General features: G+C 61.5%; 16 protein-coding genes and 1 riboswitch. Of the genes, 11 read left to right on the top strand and 5 right to left on the bottom strand.

The genetic code is table 11. From position 1 onward, the window contains the following. Positions 1–279: 279 nt before the first annotated feature. The 4 genes from ltrA to purM form a co-directional block, all read right to left on the bottom strand. On the bottom strand, positions 280–1,701 hold the full coding sequence (gene ltrA / locus RHM69_RS12160) for a group II intron reverse transcriptase/maturase (RefSeq protein ID WP_011805433.1): 1,422 nt from the start codon (positions 1,699–1,701) through the stop codon (positions 280–282). Between the two features lie 476 nt (positions 1,702–2,177). Further along, positions 2,178–2,891, bottom strand: a complete 714-nt coding sequence (locus RHM69_RS12155; RefSeq protein ID WP_014719399.1) for a DUF3108 domain-containing protein — start codon at positions 2,889–2,891, stop codon at positions 2,178–2,180. Between the two features lie 8 nt (positions 2,892–2,899). Beyond that, on the bottom strand, positions 2,900–3,550 hold the full coding sequence (gene purN / locus RHM69_RS12150; protein ID WP_003193061.1) for a phosphoribosylglycinamide formyltransferase: 651 nt from the start codon (positions 3,548–3,550) through the stop codon (positions 2,900–2,902). Continuing rightward, a complete protein-coding gene (purM, locus tag RHM69_RS12145; protein ID WP_014719398.1) occupies positions 3,550–4,608 on the bottom strand; it encodes a phosphoribosylformylglycinamidine cyclo-ligase in 1,059 nt (352 codons plus the stop codon). The genes purN and purM overlap by 1 nt, the downstream gene beginning before the upstream one ends. Before the next feature lie 341 nt (positions 4,609–4,949). Between purM and RHM69_RS12140 the strand changes: the two genes are divergently transcribed. The 5 genes from RHM69_RS12140 to RHM69_RS12120 all read left to right on the top strand — a co-directional run bounded on the left by RHM69_RS12140 (position 4,950) and on the right by RHM69_RS12120 (position 9,552). Further along, a complete protein-coding gene (locus RHM69_RS12140; RefSeq protein WP_014719397.1) occupies positions 4,950–5,990 on the top strand; it encodes a DUF2066 domain-containing protein in 1,041 nt (346 codons plus the stop codon). A gap of 55 nt (positions 5,991–6,045) precedes the next feature. Further along, positions 6,046–7,119, top strand: a complete 1,074-nt coding sequence (locus tag RHM69_RS12135) for an AI-2E family transporter (RefSeq protein WP_014719396.1) — start codon at positions 6,046–6,048, stop codon at positions 7,117–7,119. A 205-nt stretch (positions 7,120–7,324) separates the two neighbouring features. Next, positions 7,325–8,029, top strand: a complete 705-nt coding sequence (gene hda / locus RHM69_RS12130; RefSeq protein ID WP_014719395.1) for a DnaA regulatory inactivator Hda — start codon at positions 7,325–7,327, stop codon at positions 8,027–8,029. Between the two features lie 209 nt (positions 8,030–8,238). After that, the gene (locus RHM69_RS12125) at positions 8,239–8,868 is read left to right on the top strand and encodes a C40 family peptidase (RefSeq protein ID WP_003193051.1); all 630 of its coding nucleotides are present in this window, start codon (positions 8,239–8,241) and stop codon (positions 8,866–8,868) included. 144 nt (positions 8,869–9,012) lie between these two features. After that, positions 9,013–9,552 (top strand): C40 family peptidase, encoded by a 540-nt coding sequence (locus RHM69_RS12120; protein WP_003193049.1) that lies wholly within the window; start codon positions 9,013–9,015, stop codon positions 9,550–9,552. Positions 9,553–9,675: 123 nt separating this feature from the next. Here RHM69_RS12120 and RHM69_RS12115 read toward each other — a convergent pair whose 3' ends face one another. Beyond that, positions 9,676–10,989 carry a PQQ-dependent sugar dehydrogenase gene (locus RHM69_RS12115; protein WP_200600320.1) on the bottom strand — a complete coding sequence of 438 codons (1,314 nt, stop codon included), beginning with the start codon at positions 10,987–10,989 and terminating at the stop codon, positions 9,676–9,678. Between the two features lie 99 nt (positions 10,990–11,088). After that, positions 11,089–11,336: riboswitch (cobalamin riboswitch) on the top strand. 78 nt (positions 11,337–11,414) lie between these two features. On the opposite strand from RHM69_RS12115, the gene cobO reads away from it, so the two are divergent. The 6 genes from cobO to RHM69_RS12085 are packed head-to-tail and all read left to right on the top strand — an operon-like array spanning position 11,415 to position 17,396. After that, positions 11,415–12,026, top strand: a complete 612-nt coding sequence (gene cobO / locus RHM69_RS12110; protein ID WP_005790169.1) for a cob(I)yrinic acid a,c-diamide adenosyltransferase — start codon at positions 11,415–11,417, stop codon at positions 12,024–12,026. After that, positions 12,023–13,414, top strand: a complete 1,392-nt coding sequence (locus RHM69_RS12105) for a cobyrinate a,c-diamide synthase (protein WP_060767400.1) — start codon at positions 12,023–12,025, stop codon at positions 13,412–13,414. The genes cobO and RHM69_RS12105 overlap by 4 nt, the downstream gene beginning before the upstream one ends. Further along, a complete protein-coding gene (gene bluB, locus RHM69_RS12100; RefSeq protein ID WP_014719391.1) occupies positions 13,411–14,061 on the top strand; it encodes a 5,6-dimethylbenzimidazole synthase in 651 nt (216 codons plus the stop codon). The genes RHM69_RS12105 and bluB overlap by 4 nt, the downstream gene beginning before the upstream one ends. Then, a complete protein-coding gene (gene cbiB, locus RHM69_RS12095) occupies positions 14,058–14,966 on the top strand; it encodes an adenosylcobinamide-phosphate synthase CbiB (protein ID WP_038451075.1) in 909 nt (302 codons plus the stop codon). Before bluB ends, cbiB begins: the two co-directional genes overlap by 4 nt. Continuing rightward, on the top strand, positions 14,959–15,948 hold the full coding sequence (gene cobD, locus RHM69_RS12090; protein WP_014719389.1) for a threonine-phosphate decarboxylase CobD: 990 nt from the start codon (positions 14,959–14,961) through the stop codon (positions 15,946–15,948). The genes cbiB and cobD overlap by 8 nt, the downstream gene beginning before the upstream one ends. Further along, positions 15,945–17,396: a cobyric acid synthase gene (locus RHM69_RS12085; RefSeq protein WP_014719388.1), complete on the top strand. Its 1,452-nt coding sequence runs from the start codon at positions 15,945–15,947 to the stop codon at positions 17,394–17,396. The genes cobD and RHM69_RS12085 overlap by 4 nt, the downstream gene beginning before the upstream one ends. The last annotated feature ends 338 nt before the right edge of the window (positions 17,397–17,734 follow it).

Below are 17,734 nucleotides of genomic sequence, written 5' to 3'. Positions count from 1 at the left end.
GGGGAACGCAACAATGCTGCAGGCCTTGTAAACCAAGGCATTGCGTCGCCAGCGCAGCGGCTTTATGACAAAAGTTTCATGTTCAGGTCGGCTAGGTTGACCTCGGCACCGCTATCGCAGGCAAGCCAGCTCCCACCTTGGAATGCATTCCACTGTGGGAGCTGGCTTGCATGCGATAGCGGGAGTGGCGTCCCCTAAAAATCCCAGGATCGAGTAGGAGGCGGATTCACATCCGCCGTCCTCTCACACCACCGTACGTACGGTTCCGTATACGGCGGTTCAGGTTATACGGTTAAGTCGGTTTATCGTATCCAGTATCGAGACCAGCCCGAGGCGGTCCCACAGCTTCTTCGGCAACGCCTGATTCATATGGGGCGCTCCCGAGTTCCACCATGGGCCTCGGCCATTGACTGCCGATTTCCACGCCCGCGCCGCATTAAGTCCCAAGCGTATCAAGTTGCGCGCCCTCGTAGAGGGCCGCTTCCATTGACGCCAGACGATACAGCGAAGCTTGTGACGCACCCAGCCGTCCAATTCCTCAAGTGGCCGTCTGCTCTGGCTCAGCTTGAAGTAGCCCGCCCATCCGCGCAGCACGGGGTTTATCCGCTCGATGACAGTCGCCACCTTGTGGCCCCGCGCTTTACGTAGCAGCTCTCTGAGCCGGTCGCGCAAGCGACCCAGGCTCATCGTCGCCACTCTCAGTCTCGGTTGCTGATGCCAGCTCATCCCGTAACCCAAGTAATCACACATCCAAGACCCGGCTACTCGGCTCTTATCCCGATTCAGCGTTAGTTTCAGGCGCTGATTCAGGAAGCGCTCAACACTGGCCATCACTCGTTCGCCAGCACGAGGGCTGCGCACATAGATGTTCGCATCGTCGGCATAACGCACGAAGCGATGACCCCGCCGTTCCAGCTCGCGGTCGAGTTCGTTGAGCAGGATGTTCGACAGCAACGGCGAGAGCGGGCCGCCTTGCGGCGTCCCTTCCTGCCGTCGGCTGGCGATCCCACCCGACATCTCACCGGCTTGGAGGTACCGCCGGATCAGTCTGAGCACGCGTTTATCTACGATTTGGCGCGCCACGTACGCCATCAGGAGATCGTGGTTGACCCGGTCAAAGAATTTCTCAAGATCGAGTTCCACGCACCAGCGATGCCCTGCCGCCACATGGGCGCGGGCTGTCTCGATGGCTTGGTGGGCGCTTCTGCCCGGACGGAAGCCGTAGCTGTAATCCGAAAACAGCGGGTCGAAGATCGGCGTGAGCTGTTGCAGCAGTGCCTGTTGGATCAGGCGATCCACGACGCAGGGAATGCCCAGTTGTCGGGTGCCGCCTTTGGGTTTGGGGATGTCGACGGCGCGTACACCTTGCGGGTGGTATTCGCCGGCCAGCAACCTCCTCTGGAGGATCGGCCAATACTGATTCACGTAGTCCGCCAAGTCGTCGACCGTCATGCCATCGGCACCCGGCGCGCCCTTGTTGCTGACCACGCGCTGATACGCACGTCTGAGGTTGGCCGGTGCAAGCACCCGCGCCATCAGCGTGTCCGGCTCCGCGTTCGTCCACGTCACAGATGCCGTCGATACCTTTGCGCTGTCAGCCGTCATCCTCGGATTCTGTCCGGGACTCGGAGTCACAGTCTTCTCTTGGAGAAATTTCTGCATTTCGGTATTCAACGAGACTCTGACGCCTACTGGCGGCATAACCTGTTCGGCCCTTGGTGGCGCGGTTATTCGCCACTTACTACGGCTTCGGCTGACTTCTGCACGCTCATCCCATCGCCTCTCGACGCTCGGTAGCACACTGGCAAACGTGCAGATCTCCCAGGGTAATTCGCGCGACCTTCCTGCTTATGCCTGTCGGATCTACGTCACAGCGTTCCGTGCAAGTATTGGGCTTTGAAGATTTTGGCCTTCTTACCCCGCTGCGCCGCCTCTATCCGCTTCCTGTTCGTCAGGCCAGCATTTTGCCTCGGGCTTCCTTCAGATTCGCAGTCACCCGCGACACCCTTGCCTCTGGCTAACACTTCCCCTTGCCGGGTGTGTAGAGGACTTTCACCTCCCAGTCACCAGCGTGGCCACCACAGCCAAGCTGGTTGCGCTTGCGCGCAACGCGCCATGCCTGGCGCACCAAAAAAAAGCCCCGCATTCAGCGAGGCTCTTTTCCGGTGCATCAGCAATCAGCTGCCTTTGACAGCCTTACCGTCAACGGTGCCATCCTGCAGCATGATGTTGTATTCCTTGCCGTCAGTCTCGACCTGACGCAGGGCAACCAGGATGCCGCCCTGGTCCTTGGCAAACCACATCTGTGTGATGCGCTTGCTCTGCGACGGGTCGCGCACGCGCTCGACCTTGATCGCGTCGATCGAACCGACCTTGGTCTGGACCTTTTCCGAGCCGATCACGCGGAAGTCGTAGGTATCGGTATCAGTACCCTCAACCACGCGGTAGCTCATGCTCTTCTTGCCGGCGGCAACATCGCGTTGCAGAGCAAGCTGGTAGGTGGACTTGTCGAGCATGCCGCTTTCGAGAGTGACATTGACCGGGTCTTTGTTTTCAAAGCCGGTGACTTTTTTAGCGCTCTGGTCGAAGTCCAGGTTGATCTTCTTCGCCTTGCCCAGGCCGCCGCGTTCGAAGCTGTAGCTCTTGGGTTGCAGGGTGTCTTTGTCGAACAGGATCACGCTGGTTTCGGTCAAGCTGGCAATCATCATCGAGGCCTTGAAATTCAAGGTCCAGGTACCGTCGCCATTCTTGCTCAGGCTGCGTTCAGCCGAACCGCTCATGGGCAGTTGTTTCCAGTCGGCGGTGTAGCTGACGGAGAAGGGGTGAAGGTCTGCCGCTTGTACGGCAGGCAAAGCGAACAGCGCAAAAGCGAAAAGCAGGGCGCGACGCATAAAATCTCCTAGGTTCGAATCAAGTGGCCGCTGGCCGCGAGTAACTGGCCGTCCAATAATGCACCCTGGTCGCCAAGAATCAACCGTCCTTCGGCAAACCAGCGAACAGCCAGCGGGTAAATCCTGTGTTCCTGGGTATGAACCCGTTGCGCAAGCGTCTGCGCCGAGTCGCCTGACTCTACCGGAACCACTGCCTGTACGACCAGAGGCCCGCCATCGAGTTCCTCGGTCACAAAGTGCACGCTGCAGCCATGCTCACTGTCGCCGGCGTCGAGGGCGCGCTGGTGGGTGTGCATGCCTTTGTACTTGGGCAGCAGGGAAGGGTGGATATTGAGCAGGCGTCCTTCGTAGTGCCGGACGAAATCTGCGCTGAGGATGCGCATGAAACCGGCAAGGACCACGAGTTTGGGGTTGAAGGCGTCGATCAGTTCGATCAAGGCGCTGTCGAAGGCCTCGCGACCGTCGAACGCCTTGTGATCCAGGGAGCGAGTATCGATACCCGCGTCACGGGCGCGTTGCAGACCGTAGGCGTCGCTGCGGTTGGAAATCACCGCAGCGATGCGCACCGGGCTGTCGCCGGTGCGCGTGCTGTCGATCAGGGCCTGCAAGTTACTGCCGGTGCCGGAAAGCAGCACCACGACATCACAGGTCTGGGGCATCAGTGAGCCTTGAGGTTCTTCAGTTCAACCTGGGCTGCGCCTTCGGCGGCAGTGGCGATCTGGCCAATGACCCAAGGTTGCTCGCCGGCTTCACGCAGCACGTTCAGTGCGGTTTCAACGTGTTCCTGCGCAACGCAGATCACCATGCCCACGCCGCAGTTGAGCACGCGGTGCATTTCGGTTTCGTTGACGTTGCCTTTTTCCTGCAGCCAATCGAAGACAGCCGGGCGCTGCCAGCTGGCCACGTCGACAATCGCCTGGGCGCCTTTTGGCAGTACGCGCGGGATGTTGTCCAGCAGGCCGCCACCGGTAATGTGGGCCATGGCCTTGACGGCGCCGGTGTCCTTGATCAGCTTGAGCAGTGGCTTGACGTAGATGCGGGTCGGCGCCATCAGCAGGTCGGTCAGTGGCTTGCCGTCGAGCTGGATGTTCTCGATGTCGGCGCCGGACACTTCGATGATCTTGCGGATCAGCGAGTAGCCGTTGGAGTGCGGGCCGGACGATGGCAGGGCGAGCAGGGCGTCACCAGCAGCTACTTTGGAGCCGTCGATGATCTCGGCTTTTTCCACCACACCGACACAGAAGCCGGCCAGGTCGTAGTCTTCGCCTTCGTACATGCCTGGCATTTCAGCGGTTTCACCGCCGACCAGGGAGCAACCCGACAGTTCGCAGCCAGCACCGATGCCGGTTACGACCTGGGTCGCGGTCTCGACATTGAGCTTGCCGGTGGCGTAGTAGTCGAGGAAGAACAACGGCTCGGCGCCGCACACCACCAGGTCGTTGACGCACATGGCGACCAGATCGATGCCGATGCTGTCGTGCTTGTTCAGGTTCAGGGCCAGACGCAGCTTGGTGCCCACGCCGTCGGTGCCGGACACCAGTACAGGCTGCTTGTAGCCGGCCGGGATTTCGCAGAGGGCGCCAAAACCGCCCAGGCCACCCATGACTTCAGGGCGCGCAGTGCGCTTGGCGACGCTCTTGATGCGTTCGACCAATGCTTCACCGGCGTCGATGTCTACACCGGCGTCCTTGTAGCTCAGGGAGGGTTGCTTGCTCATGATCCAGGCCTTTAGGGGGGATTTCTGGGTAACGACCGGGCGGGCGGGGGCTTTTGGAAAGTGCCCTGCCGTTGACGGTCTGCGAAGGCGCGCGATTTTATCAGGCTTGAGGGGCAGCGGCCATCCTCGGGCCGACGGGCAGGGCATATGAGTTCAAAAAAATGCAAATCGGGCCGGTAATCGTGCGTATTAAGGTATAGCCTTGAGCTCGCTAGCGTTATGACAGTATGAAAACTTACCGGGACCTTGTGAATGTTTTACCGGTCGCTGTGTCACAGCCTTGCCAAACCGAGATCACGCGGTCTGTTCCAACCGCTAAATTTGTCGTTCGGGAATCTTCCATGCGTCTGTGTAAATTCTTCTTTGTAGGCTGCTTGTCGTTGGTCAGCCTGGCGAGTCATGCCGAAACCCTCAATGGCCTCTATCAAGTACTTGAACCGGTCAGCAGCCAGTCGCCCCAAGAGCGCGACCAGGCCACCCAGCGTGCCGTGCAGACCCTCGTGATCCGCCTGACCGGCGACGCCAAGGCCGCCGATGGCCCTGGCCTGGCGGCGATCCGCAAAGACCCGCAACAAATCATCAGCCAGTACGGCTACGACGCCGGCCCGCCAGAAAGCCTGCAAGTGGACTTCGACCCGGTCAGCACCGACCGCGCCTTGCGGGATGCGGGCCTGTCGATCTGGGGCAGCAACCGGCCATCGATCCTGGGTTGGTGGCTGAACGATTCAACTGAAGGCAGCAGCCTGGTCGGCGATGGCCAGGCCGTTGCCCAGGCCCTGCGCCGGGCCGCGCAACACCGGGGTCTGCCGCTGCGCTTGCCGCTGGGAGACCTGGATGAACAGGTAGTCGCCACCGCGCCGAACCTTGAAAGCCCGGACGCCACGCCTTTGCGCGCAGCCTCCGAGCGTTACGGTGCCGATGCGTTGCTGGCAGTGCATGCGCGCCAGGAAGGCAGCCAATGGCAGGCCAAATGGCGCCTTTGGCTGGGCGACAAGGCAGAGGAGGGCACCGCCCAAGGCGCTGACACTGCCGCACTCGCCGACGCGGTATTGCTGGCGGTCAGCCAAAAGCTGGCGCCGCGCTTTGCGGTCAAACCTGGGGTGAGCAGTGAGCAACTGCTTGAAGTGCAAGGCATGAACCTGGAGCGCTACGCCGCCCTGGGCCGTTTGCTGGAGCCCTTTGGCGGCCAGCCGCAGTTAGTGGATGGCACCCGGATCGTGTATCGCGTCAATGGCAGCGCCGAACAACTTCGCACCCAATTGAGCTTGGCCAAGCTGCAGGAAATTCCTGCTGGCGAAGCCCCGGCCCAGCCAGCCGTGATCGATGGCACGCAACCGGCTGTTGCACCTGAGCCCCAGGCGCAACTGCGTTTTCGTTGGTAAATAGTGTTCCTCCTTCTATATAGAAGAAGGGCGTAAAAAACAGATGGAGTGGTTTATGGCGGATACGCGTCGTTGGGTGTGGCTTGGCGGGATTGTCCTGCTGTGCGGTTTTGTGTTCTTGCTGCATTCGATCCTGACGCCGTTCCTGGTGGCGCTACTGCTCGCCTATCTGTTCGATCCCGTAGTGGATCGCCTGGAAAAAGTCGGCATGTCGCGCACCTGGGGCGTGATCACGGTGTTTGCGCTGTTCACGTTGATCATCACGGCGCTGGTGTTGATATTGGTGCCGATGTTGGCCAAGCAGCTGTTTCGCCTCTATGAGCTGGCGCCGCAGATGCTCGACTGGTTGCAGCACACGGCCATGCCGTGGGCCCAGTCCAAGTTCGGGCTGGCCGATGGCTTCTGGAAGTTCGACAAGGTCAAGGCAGCTATCAGCGAGCATATGGACAAGACCACCGATATCGTCACGGTGGTGCTCAGCCAGGCGACTGCGTCGAGCCTGGCGCTGATCGGCTGGTTGACCAACCTGGTGCTGATCCCGGTGGTGGCGTTCTACCTGCTGCGAGACTGGGACATCATGATGGCCAAGATCCGCAGTCTGCTGCCTCGTGACCGCGAAGAGCGTGTTGTTTCCCTGGCAGCGGAGTGTCATGAGGTATTGGGTGCGTTCGTGCGTGGCCAGTTGCTGGTGATGCTGGCCCTGGGGGTGATTTACGCTGCTGGCCTGATGGCGATCGGCCTGGAGCTGGGGCTGTTGATCGGCTTGATCGCGGGCTTGGCTGCCATCGTGCCGTACATGGGCTTTGTGATCGGCATCGGTGCGGCGCTGGTGGCCGGGCTGTTCCAGTTCGGCGGCGACCTGTACCCGATGCTGGGGATTGTCGCAGTGTTCATGGTGGGCCAGGCCTTGGAAGGCATGGTGCTGACGCCACTGCTGGTGGGCGATCGGATCGGCCTGCACCCGGTGGCAGTGATCTTTGCGATTTTGGCGGGTGGCGAGCTGTTCGGCTTTACCGGCATCCTGTTGGCGCTGCCGGTGGCGGCGGTGATCATGGTGTTGGTGCGCCATGTGCACGACCTGTACAAGGATTCGGACGTGTATACCGGGGTGGATGAGCCCGAGTTGTAATCGCGGTGTCACAAACCCGGCCCTGGCCGGGTTTGTTGTTTCTGGCGCCGGGGTGCGTCAAACAAACTGCGTAAAACCCCCGGGTTAACGCAAACCTTTGATTTTGCTTGTGGTCTGCTGCATTGTGCGCCCGGCGTCACGGGTATAAACTTTGCAAACTTTACATAGAGGCCACTAACGGTTCGATGGGAGCCGTTCAGTCAGCATGAAACCGATTCAGCTGCCCCTAGGTGTGCGTCTGCGTGATGACGCTACCTTTATCAATTACTACCCAGGCGCCAATGCCGCTGCACTCGGCTATGTGGAGCGGCTTTGCGAAGCCGACGCCGGGTGGACTGAAAGCCTGATCTATCTGTGGGGCAAGCATGGCGTGGGGCGTACCCACCTGCTGCAGGCCGCATGCCTGCGTTTCGAGCAGACGGGCGAGCCGGCGGTCTACCTGCCCTTGGCCGAATTGATGGACCGCGGGATCGGCATCTTCGATAACCTTGAGCAATATGAACTGGTGTGTCTCGACGACCTGCAGGCAGTGGCCGGCAAGCCGGAGTGGGAAGAGGCGCTGTTTCATCTGTTCAACCGCTTGCGCGACAGCGGCCGGCGCTTGCTGATCGCTGCGTCCACCTCACCGCGTGAACTGCCGGTGAAGCTGGCTGACCTCAAGTCGCGCCTGACCCTGGCGTTGATCTTCCAGATGCGCCCATTATCCGATGAGGACAAGCTGCGTGCGCTGCAACTGCGCGCTTCCCGTCGTGGCCTGCACCTGACCGACGAAGTCGGGCACTTTATCCTCACCCGTGGCACCCGCAGCATGAGCGCGCTGTTCGATTTGCTTGAGCAACTCGACCAGGCTTCCTTGCAGGCACAAAGAAAATTGACGATCCCTTTCCTGAAAGAAACCTTGGGCTGGTAAGGTCTTGATTTTCCGTGTAACGGCATTTTCAAGGCGTCAGAAAACCTGCGTTTGAGCCCGAAGGGCTACGCAACTCAAGCGAGAAATGGAATCACGGCTTAGATGGCATAGTCGAAACGATAAGTCACATAGATCGCGATTGAATTTGCAAATCGATGTGATAGAGGGCATAGTCTCGGCTTCTTTACACATCAGCCACGGTCGTGCCCATGCTAAATCGCTTCGCACCCCTCGTGCCTCTCGCACTCGTTACCCTGTTGTTTGGTTGCGCCTCCCACCCTCAGCAGGTGGCAGAACAGCAAAAACCACAGGTTCAAAATCAGGCAAAGTTCGTTGCTGCACAGTCTGCTTCTGTTTATGAAGAAGAGGTGGCAACCGAAAAAGAACTCGCCGAGTTCTCTGACAGCAAGCCTTACCAACTGCCTCTTCTGGCCGACAGCATCCTTGAGCGCGGCATGTCCTTGATCGGTACCCGTTACCGTTTCGGCGGCACCTCGGAAGCCGGTTTTGATTGCAGTGGGTTCATTGGCTACCTGTTTCGTGAAGAAGCTGGCATGAATCTGCCGCGCTCTACGCGCGAGATGATCAACGTGAATGCACCGTTGGTCGCGCGAAACAACCTCAAGCCCGGTGATCTGCTTTTCTTTAGTACCAGTGGTCGCGGTCGTGTCAGCCACGCCGGTATCTACCTGGGCGATAACCAGTTTATTCACTCCAGCAGCCGCCGCAGTGGTGGTGTTCGGGTCGATAACCTCGGTGACAGCTACTGGAGCAAAACCTTCATCGAAGCCAAGCGTGCACTCGCCATGGCTCCGACTACGGTTACCGCTAGTAAGTAAAGTTAAAGTGATACTTGAAGTTTGACGTGTAAGCGCTAGAATCCCTGGACATTGTTGTCATCCGTTCGCGCGAGCTTTGCTTGCGCGTTCTGGTTTTCAACGTTCGGCAGCGAAAGCCGCATCCAGACCAGGATTGTTCTGCACATGTCGACCTCGGCCCGCCTGATGCTTATTGTTTGCGCCGCGCTGCTCAGCGCCTGCGCCAGTCGTACACCGCCGCCCGCGCCCGTCGCGGTCAAGCCTAAGCCGGTGTTCAACTATGCCACCCAAAATTTCTCGCCTGCTGCCGAAGACGTGCTCTTTCGTGCGCTGGGCCTGGTCGGCACGCCATATCGCTGGGGCGGCAACACACCGGACTCGGGGTTCGATTGCAGTGGCTTGATCGGCTTTGTATTTCGCGACGCTGCCGGCATCTCATTGCCGCGCACCACCCGTGAATTGATCGTGATGCGTGCCCAGGATGTCAGCGAACAAAACCTGCAAACCGGCGATCTGCTGTTCTTCGCCACCGGTGGCGGTTCGCGGGTCAGCCATGCGGGCATCTATGTGGGCGAAGGGCGCTTCGTGCATGCACCGCAGACCGGCGGTACGGTGAAGCTGGATACGCTATCCAAAGCGTATTGGCAGAATGCCTACCTGAGTGCCAAGCGCGTGTTGCCAGGGAATCTGGCGCGTAACCCCTGAATCAATAAAACTCCAAAATGTGGGAGCGGGCTTGCCCGCGAATGCAGTGTGTCAGTCAACGGCTTAGTTGGCTGGGCCACCGTAATCGCGGGCAAGCCCGCTCCCACATGGGTATGTGGTTATTTACTTAACAGCCGACACCCGCCAAACCTTATTGCCCACATCATCGGCCACCAGCAAATCCCCCTGCTGATCTATCACCACGCCGACCGGCCGGCCCATGGCTTTCTCATCGCTATCAAGAAACCCCGTCAGCACATCCACCGGTTGCCCTTTCGGCTGGCCCCCTTCGAAGGGGACGAAAATCACCTTATAGCCACTGTGCGGCTTGCGGTTCCAGGAGCCATGCTGGCCGATAAATGCGCCATTACTGAAGGGGGCCGGCAGTTTGCTGCCCTCGGCGAAGGTCAACCCCAGCGAGGCAGTATGGGGGCCTACCGCATAGTCGGGAGCGATGGCCTTGGCGACCATGTCCAGGTTCTGCGGGGTCACACGCACATCTACATGCTGGCCGTAATAACTGAAAGGCCAGCCGTAGAAGCCGCCATCCTTGACCGAGGTGATGTAATCCGGCACCAAGTCACTGCCGATCTCATCGCGCTCGTTGACTGCCGTCCACAGCTTGCCGCTCTGGGGTTCCCAGGCCATGCCGTTGGGGTTGCGCAGGCCGGAGGCAAAAATGCGGTGTTGGCCGCTGGCGCGGTCGACTTCCCAAATGGCGGCGCGACCCTGTTCGGCTTCCAAGCCGTTTTCGCCGACGTTGCTGTTGGAGCCGACGCTCACGTACAGCTTGCTGCCGTCCTGGCTGGCCACCACATTTTTGGTCCAGTGGTGGTTCAAAGGGCCACCGGGTAAATCCACCACCTTGGTGCCTGGGGAGGTGATCGCGGTTTCACCTGGCTGATAGGGGAAGCGCAGCAACTTATCCGAATCGGCCACGTACAGGTCGTTGCCCACCAAGGCTATGCCAAGCGGCGAGTTGAGGTTCTCCAGGAACACCGTACGAGTTTCTGCCACACCGTCATGGTCGGCATCGCGCAGCAAGGTAATGCGGTTCGGGCTCGGCACGCCGGCGCCAGCGCGGTCCATGACTTTTTCCATCACCCAGCCGCGCACGCCTTTGGCATCGTCCGGCTTGGGCGGTGCATTGGTCTCGGCGACCAGCACGTCTCCGTTGGGCAGCACGTAGAGCCAGCGCGGGTGGTCCAGGCCTTCGGCGAATGCGGCCACTTGGGTGCCGGCGGCGGCGACGGGCTTGGCGCCTTCGGGCCAGCCGATGGCCGGGGCGATATTGACGGTGGGGATCAACGTCTTGTTCGGCTCCGGCAGCCGGGGCGAGGGCCCGGTGCCGTCGGCGACCTGCAGGGTCGAGCTTTCGCCGCACGCAGCGAGGCTACCGGCGAACATGATCAGTAGGGCAAGTCGGGTTTTAGGCATGGTTTTCTCCTTGATACCTGTAGGGGTAGAGAAGCACGAACGGCGGATGGTTCAAGTACAAGGCCAGCTTTAATTGACGCTCCACCCCCAACCCACTAACCTTCGCGGCTTGTTCCAGGTGCTCTGTGGCGTACGCGTCGACGGAGTGAAACAGGGAAGCCGGTGAGCGAGCGCACTTGTACACAGTGCTGCCGCGATTCCGGCGCTGCCCCCGCAACGGTAAATGAGTCAAGACGGTGCTGTTTGCCACTGTGTCGCGTGCGATATGGGAAGGCGCGCCCTCGGCTGCTTGCTATCAAAAGCGCCACTCATGAGCCCGGAGACCGGCCTGGATCATCCAACAGCATCACGGTGGGCGATGCTTGGCTGTCTGTTGTTTCTTTTTCCTGCCCGCCGTTTTTGTCCAGCCCCAACGGAGAGCTGCCATGACTGATTCCCCCGACCGCGACGAACGCCACCTGGCGCGCATGCTGCGCAAAAAAGCCGTGATTGACGAGCGCATCGCCAATTCGCCCAACGAGTGCGGCCTGCTGCTGGTGCTGACTGGCAACGGCAAAGGCAAGAGCAGTTCGGCGTTCGGCATGTTGGCCCGGGCCATGGGCCATGGCATGCAGTGCGGTGTGGTGCAGTTCATCAAGGGGCGTAACAGCACCGGCGAAGAATTGTTTTTTCGCCGCTTCCCCGAGCAGGTGCGCTTTCACGTGATGGGCGAAGGTTTCACCTGGGAAACCCAGGATCGCCAGCGCGATATCGCCGCTGCCGAAGCGGCTTGGGCAGTGTCCCGGGCCATGTTGAATGACCCTTCCATCGGCTTGGTGGTGCTGGATGAACTGAACATCGCCCTCAAGCACGGTTACCTTGACCTGGACCAGGTACTCAGCGACCTGCAAGCCCGCCCGCCCATGCAGCATGTGGTGGTCACCGGCCGTGGCGCCAAGCCTGAGCTGATCGAAATGGGCGACACCGTCACCGAAATGGGCATGCTCAAGCACGCGTTCCAGGCCGGTATCAAGGCACAGAAAGGCGTCGAACTTTGAATCAGCCCCGTCATTGCCCGGCCGTACTGATCGCCGCTCCGGCGTCCGGCCAGGGCAAAACCACGGTCACCGCCGCGTTGGCGCGTTTGCACCGCAACCTGGGGCGCAAGGTGCGCGTGTTCAAATGCGGGCCGGACTTTCTCGACCCGATGATCCACGAGCGTGCCAGTGGCGCGCCGGTGTACCAGTTGGACATGTGGATGGTGGGCGAGCAGGAAAGCCGCCGCCTGCTCTGGGAGGCAGCGGGGGAGGCCGACCTGATCCTCATCGAAGGCGTGATGGGCCTGTTCGACGGCACGCCTTCCAGCGCTGACTTGGCGCGGCACTTCGGTGTACCGGTGCTGGGCGTGATCGATGGCACGGCTATGGCCCAGACGTTCGGCGCCCTGGCCCTGGGGCTGGCGCGCTATCAGCCCGACCTGCCATTCGCCGGCGTGCTGGCCAATCGCGTCGGCACCCTGCGCCATGCGCAATTGCTTGAAGGCAGCCTCACTGAGGGCTTGCGTTGGTACGGTGCATTGTCCCGCGAGACCGGCATCGAACTGCCCAGCCGCCACCTGGGCCTGGTGCAAGCCAGCGAACTGAATGACCTTGATATACGCCTGGATGCCGCCGCCCAGGCGTTGGGCAGCAGTTGCGAAGTGGCCCTGCCGCCGCCGGTGACCTTTGCCGCGCCGCACGTGATCGAAACCGAACCCTTGCTGGCCGGTGTGCGGATTGCCGTGGCCCGTGACGAAGCCTTTGCTTTTACTTACGGCGCCAGCCTGGATCTGTTGCGGGCAATGGGCGCGGAGCTGAAGTTCTTCTCACCGATCCATGATCGCCAATTGCCTGAAGCGGACAGCCTCTATTTGCCCGGCGGGTATCCGGAACTGCACCACCAGGCATTGTCGGCCAATACCTCGATGCTGGACGCCATTCGTGCTCATCACGCCGCTGGCAAACCGCTGCTCGCCGAATGCGGTGGCATGCTCTATCTGCTCGACTCGTTGACCGATGTGGAGGGTGAGCGCGCCGAACTGGTTGGCTTGTTGCAAGGTGATGCGGTGATGCAGAAGAAACTCGCGGCCCTGGCGCTGCAAAGCGTCGAGCTGCCGGAGGGGACCTTGCGTGGGCATACCTATCACCATTCCCTGACTAGTACCGAATGGGCGCCGATTGCCCGTGGCCTGAGCCCTAACGGCGGGCGCGGTGCCGAAGCGGTTTACCGACAGGGTCGTTTGACCGCCTCCTATGTGCACTTTTATTTTCCGTCGAATCCTGGCGCGGTGGCCGCGTTGTTTGCGCCCGACCTTGAGACCGCTATCGCAGGCAAGCCAGCTCCCACAGTTGACCCAGTTGCAAACCAATCCAATGTGGGAGCGGGCTTGCTCGCGAAGAGGCCATGACTGACAACGCATTCCCCCAAGCCGACCGCGAAGCCGTCTACCGCGCCATCGCCGAACGCCGCGACATGCGCCACTTCCGCGGTGGCAGCGTCGCGCCTGAACTGCTGCAGCGCCTGCTCCACGCTGCGCACCAGGCGCCCAGCGTCGGCCTGATGCAGCCGTGGCGTTTTATCCGCATCAGCGATCGCTCGTTGCGCAGCCAGATTCAACAGTTGGTAGAAGAAGAGCGCGTACGCACCGCCGAAGCATTGGGCGAGCGCTCCGATGCGTTCATGAAGCTCAAGGTCGAAGGCATCAACGATTGTGCCGAGGTATTGGTCGCCGCCTTGATGGACGATCGCGAGCGCCACATCTTCGGGCGCCGCACCCTGCCGGAAATGGACATGGCCTCGCTCTCCTGCGCCATCCAGAACCTGTGGCTGGCGGCGCGCGTGGAAGGGTTGGGCATGGGCTGGGTTTCGCTGTTCGACCCCCAGGCCCTGGCCGAGTTGCTGGGTTTGCCACCCGGCGCAAAACCCCTTGCAGTGTTGTGCCTGGGGCCGGTGGCCGAGTTTTACCCGGCACCGATGTTGCAGCTTGAAGGCTGGGCCGATCCGCGACCGCTGAGTGACATGCTGTATGAAAACACGTGGGGAGTGAGTCAATGAGTGTGGCCTTGCTGTGTGTGGCTGCGGTGGCGCTGGATGCGCTGCTCGGTGAGCCCAGGCGCTGGCATCCGCTGGTGGCGTTCGGCAATTTCGCCGGGCGCATCGAGCAACGTTTCAATACTGGCGGGCGTGGCTGGCGCAGCCATGGTGTGACCGCGTGGTTTATTGCGGTGGTGCCGCTGACCCTGCTGGCCACGGCGTTGTCGTGGGCGCCTTATATCGGCTGGCTGCTGGAGATCCTGGCGTTGTACTGCGCCCTGGGCATGCGCAGCCTGGGCGAGCACGTGATACCAGTGGCCCAGGCCCTGCGCCGTGATGACCTGGACGAGGCGCGTACAGGTGTGAGTTACCTGGTCAGCCGTCAGACCAGTGAACTGGACCGTACTGAAGTGGCCCGCGCAGCCACCGAATCGGTGCTGGAGAACGGCAGCGATGCGGTATTCGCCGCGTTGTTCTGGTTTGTGGTGGCCGGTGTGCCGGGCGTGGTGCTCTATCGTCTGAGCAACACCCTGGACGCCATGTGGGGCTATCGCAATGAGCGCTTTGAGCGCTTCGGTTGGGCAGCCGCCAGGATCGATGATGTGCTCAACTATATTCCTGCGCGCTTGGTGGCTTTAACCTACGCGTTATTGGGTAAAACCCGCCTGGCGCTCAAATGCTGGCGCACTCAGGGCCCGACTTGGGACAGCCCCAACGCCGGCCCGGTGATGGCGGCAGGGGCCGGTGCCTTGGGTGTGGAGCTCGGCGGCGCGGCGATTTATCACGGCGAGGTGCATCAGCGCCCGCCATTGGGCGAAGGCCCGCCGGCCGACGCCGATTCCATTGATCGCGGCTGGCAACTGGTGCAGCGCGGCGTATGGCTGTGGCTGCTGGTCCTGTGCGTGGGGGCGCAAATCTATGCTTGAACATGGTGGTCGGCTGCGTAAGGCCGCGATTGAGTACGGCATTGCCGAAGCGGATTGGCTCGACCTGTCCAGCGGCCTGGCGCCCTGGCCGTGGCCGATTCCCGAGATTCCCTTGCGTGCCTGGGCGCGCTTGCCGGAAACCGATGACGGCTTGGAGAAGGCTGCCAGCGAGTACTACGGCGCCGGCCCATTGCTGCCGGTGCCGGGCTCTCAGGCCGCGATCCAACTGCTGCCGCGCTTGCGTCGTTCCGGCAAGGTCGGCGTGCTTTCGCCCTGTTACGCCGAACACGCCGAAGCCTGGCGCCGCGCCGGTTATGTGGTGCGCGAAGTGCAGGAGCAGGAAGTCGACTTCTTTCTCGACAGCCTCGACGTGCTGGTCGTGGTCAACCCCAACAACCCCACGGGCTTGAGCCTGAGCCCGCAACGCCTGCTGGACTGGCATGCGCGGTTGGCCCAGCGCGGTGGCTGGCTGGTGGTGGACGAGGCGTTCATTGACGTGACCCCGGACTTGAGCCTGGCCAGCCATGCCGATCAGGTCGGCTTGATCGTACTGCGCTCATTCGGCAAGTTCTTCGGCTTGGCCGGCGTGCGCCTGGGCTTTGTGCTGGCCGAGCGCAAGTTGCTCAAGCTGTTGGCCGAACAGGTCGGGCCCTGGGCCGTCAGTGGGCCGACGCGGGTGTTGGGCCAAGTGTGCCTGCGCGACACCGACGGGCATGCGCGCCAGCGCAGTCGTTGCATCGCAGCCGGCCAGCATCTGTTCGAGTTGCTTGAGCGCCGTGGGCTTCAACCGCACGGCGGCTGCGCATTGTTCCAGTGGTTGATTACCCCCCACGCTGAACGGCTGTACGAATTCATGGCCCAACGCGGCATCCTGCTGCGCCTGTTCGTGCACAACAGCAGCGTGCGCTTGGGCCTGCCCGACACCGACGCCGACTGGCTGCGCCTTGATGAAGCCCTGGCCGCCTACAAGGACGCCACATGACCACGTTGATGGTGCAGGGCACCACCTCCGACGCCGGTAAAAGCACCCTGGTGACTGCGCTGTGTCGCTGGCTGGTACGCCAAGGCGTCGCGGTGGCACCGTTCAAACCGCAGAACATGGCGCTCAACAGCGCGGTGACCGCCGAAGGCGGCGAGATCGGCCGCGCCCAGGCGGTGCAGGCCCAGGCTGCCAACCTGGCGCCCCATACCGACATGAACCCGGTATTGCTCAAGCCCAACAGCGACACCGGCTCCCAAGTGATCATCCATGGCCGTGCGGTCACCAGCATGAATGCCGTGGCCTATCACGACTACAAAGCCATTGCGATGCAAGCGGTGCTGGCCTCCCACGCGCGTTTGAGCCAGGCCTACCCGGTGGTGATGGTCGAAGGCGCGGGCTCACCGGCCGAGATCAACCTGCGCGCCAATGACATTGCCAACATGGGCTTCGCCGAGGCGGTGGACTGCCCGGTGCTGTTGATCGCGGACATCAACCGCGGCGGCGTGTTTGCCCATCTGGTTGGCACCCTGGAGCTGCTGTCGCCCAGTGAACAGGCGCGGGTCAAGGGCTTCATCATCAACCGTTTTCGCGGCGATATCGCGTTGCTGCAACCAGGGCTGGACTGGCTCGAAGCGCGCACCGGCAAACCGGTCGTCGGCGTGCTGCCCTACGTGATGGACCTGCACCTGGAGGCGGAAGACGGCATCGACCAGCGCCAGATCGACAAGGCCGCCCAGGTGCTCAAGGTGGTGGTGCCGGTGCTGCCGCGCATCAGCAACCATACCGACTTCGACCCGCTGCGCTTGCACCCCCAGGTGGACTTGCAGTTCGTCGGGCCGGGCCAGGCGATACCTGCCGCTGACCTGATCATCCTGCCGGGCTCGAAAAGCGTGCGCAGTGACTTGGCCTATCTGCGTGCCAATGGCTGGGACACCGCCGTGGCGCGGCATCTGCGTTATGGCGGCAAGGTACTGGGGATCTGCGGCGGCTTGCAGATGCTCGGCGAGCAGGTCCATGACCCGCTGGGTCTGGAAGGGCTCGCGGGCTCCAGTGCCGGCCTTGGGTTGCTGGCGTTCAGCACCACCCTGGAACAAGAGAAACAACTGCGCAATGTGCGTGGGCGTCTGGTATTGGAAGATGCCGACGTCAGCGGTTATGAAATCCATGCGGGGGTGACCTGCGGCGCTGCCTTGGCAAGCGCTGCGGTCCTGCTGGACGATGGCCGCAGCGATGGCGCGCAGAGCCCTGATGGGCAAGTTCTAGGCACCTACCTGCACGGCTTGTTCGAGACCCCGGCAGCGTGCAGCGCCTTGCTGCGTTGGGCCGGGTTGCAGGAGGTGCAAGAGGTGGATTATCACGGCTTGCGCGAGCGCGATATCGAGCGGTTGGCGGACTTGGTGGAGCACCACTTGGACACCGATTTGTTGCGCAAGCTATGTGGGATCTGACGGTGCTCACACGACCCAACTGTGGGAGCGGGCTTGCCTGCGATAGCCATGTGTATCTACACAACGCTGTAGTGCTCAACGGTAACCACGATGCGAAGCGAGTCGCCCTTGATCTTGATCTGCTTTTGATCTTGATCTTAGGCGCCCCGTTAAACCACGCTGGCCGGAATTCGACAGTGATTTGGGGGGTAAACCGGCAGGGATGCCGGTTTAGCCGCCCCGCGCCATGGATGGCGCGTGGCGGCGGCCCCCCAAATCACTGGCGGATTACGGGCACACCGAGCCTGGGCGAGGTGCCGAGTGGTGGGGCAAGAGCGTTTTGCTTACTTTTGCGCTTT

Origin of the sequence: Pseudomonas sp. CCI1.1, assembly GCF_034348165.1 — a bacterium.
GTDB classification, from domain to species: Bacteria; Pseudomonadota; Gammaproteobacteria; order Pseudomonadales; family Pseudomonadaceae; genus Aquipseudomonas; species Aquipseudomonas paracarnis.
The sequence above is the reverse complement of the archived record's forward strand: the minus strand, read 5'-3'. Positions and strand labels throughout refer to the sequence as shown.

Coding starts and splice junctions, on each gene's coding strand:
- RHM69_RS12120 (WP_003193049.1), top strand. CDS start 9,013: ATGTCGACCTCGGCCCGCCTGATGCTTATTGTTTGCGCCGCGCTGCTC.
- cobO (WP_005790169.1), top strand. CDS start 11,415: ATGACTGATTCCCCCGACCGCGACGAACGCCACCTGGCGCGCATGCTG.
- RHM69_RS12155 (WP_014719399.1), bottom strand. CDS start 2,891: ATGCGTCGCGCCCTGCTTTTCGCTTTTGCGCTGTTCGCTTTGCCTGCC.
- cobD (WP_014719389.1), top strand. CDS start 14,959: ATGCTTGAACATGGTGGTCGGCTGCGTAAGGCCGCGATTGAGTACGGC.
- RHM69_RS12115 (WP_200600320.1), bottom strand. CDS start 10,989: ATGCCTAAAACCCGACTTGCCCTACTGATCATGTTCGCCGGTAGCCTC.
- bluB (WP_014719391.1), top strand. CDS start 13,411: ATGACTGACAACGCATTCCCCCAAGCCGACCGCGAAGCCGTCTACCGC.
- RHM69_RS12085 (WP_014719388.1), top strand. CDS start 15,945: ATGACCACGTTGATGGTGCAGGGCACCACCTCCGACGCCGGTAAAAGC.
- RHM69_RS12135 (WP_014719396.1), top strand. CDS start 6,046: ATGGCGGATACGCGTCGTTGGGTGTGGCTTGGCGGGATTGTCCTGCTG.
- RHM69_RS12140 (WP_014719397.1), top strand. CDS start 4,950: ATGCGTCTGTGTAAATTCTTCTTTGTAGGCTGCTTGTCGTTGGTCAGC.
- purN (WP_003193061.1), bottom strand. CDS start 3,550: ATGCCCCAGACCTGTGATGTCGTGGTGCTGCTTTCCGGCACCGGCAGT.
- RHM69_RS12125 (WP_003193051.1), top strand. CDS start 8,239: ATGCTAAATCGCTTCGCACCCCTCGTGCCTCTCGCACTCGTTACCCTG.
- hda (WP_014719395.1), top strand. CDS start 7,325: ATGAAACCGATTCAGCTGCCCCTAGGTGTGCGTCTGCGTGATGACGCT.
- ltrA (WP_011805433.1), bottom strand. CDS start 1,701: ATGCCGCCAGTAGGCGTCAGAGTCTCGTTGAATACCGAAATGCAGAAA.
- purM (WP_014719398.1), bottom strand. CDS start 4,608: ATGAGCAAGCAACCCTCCCTGAGCTACAAGGACGCCGGTGTAGACATC.
- cbiB (WP_038451075.1), top strand. CDS start 14,058: ATGAGTGTGGCCTTGCTGTGTGTGGCTGCGGTGGCGCTGGATGCGCTG.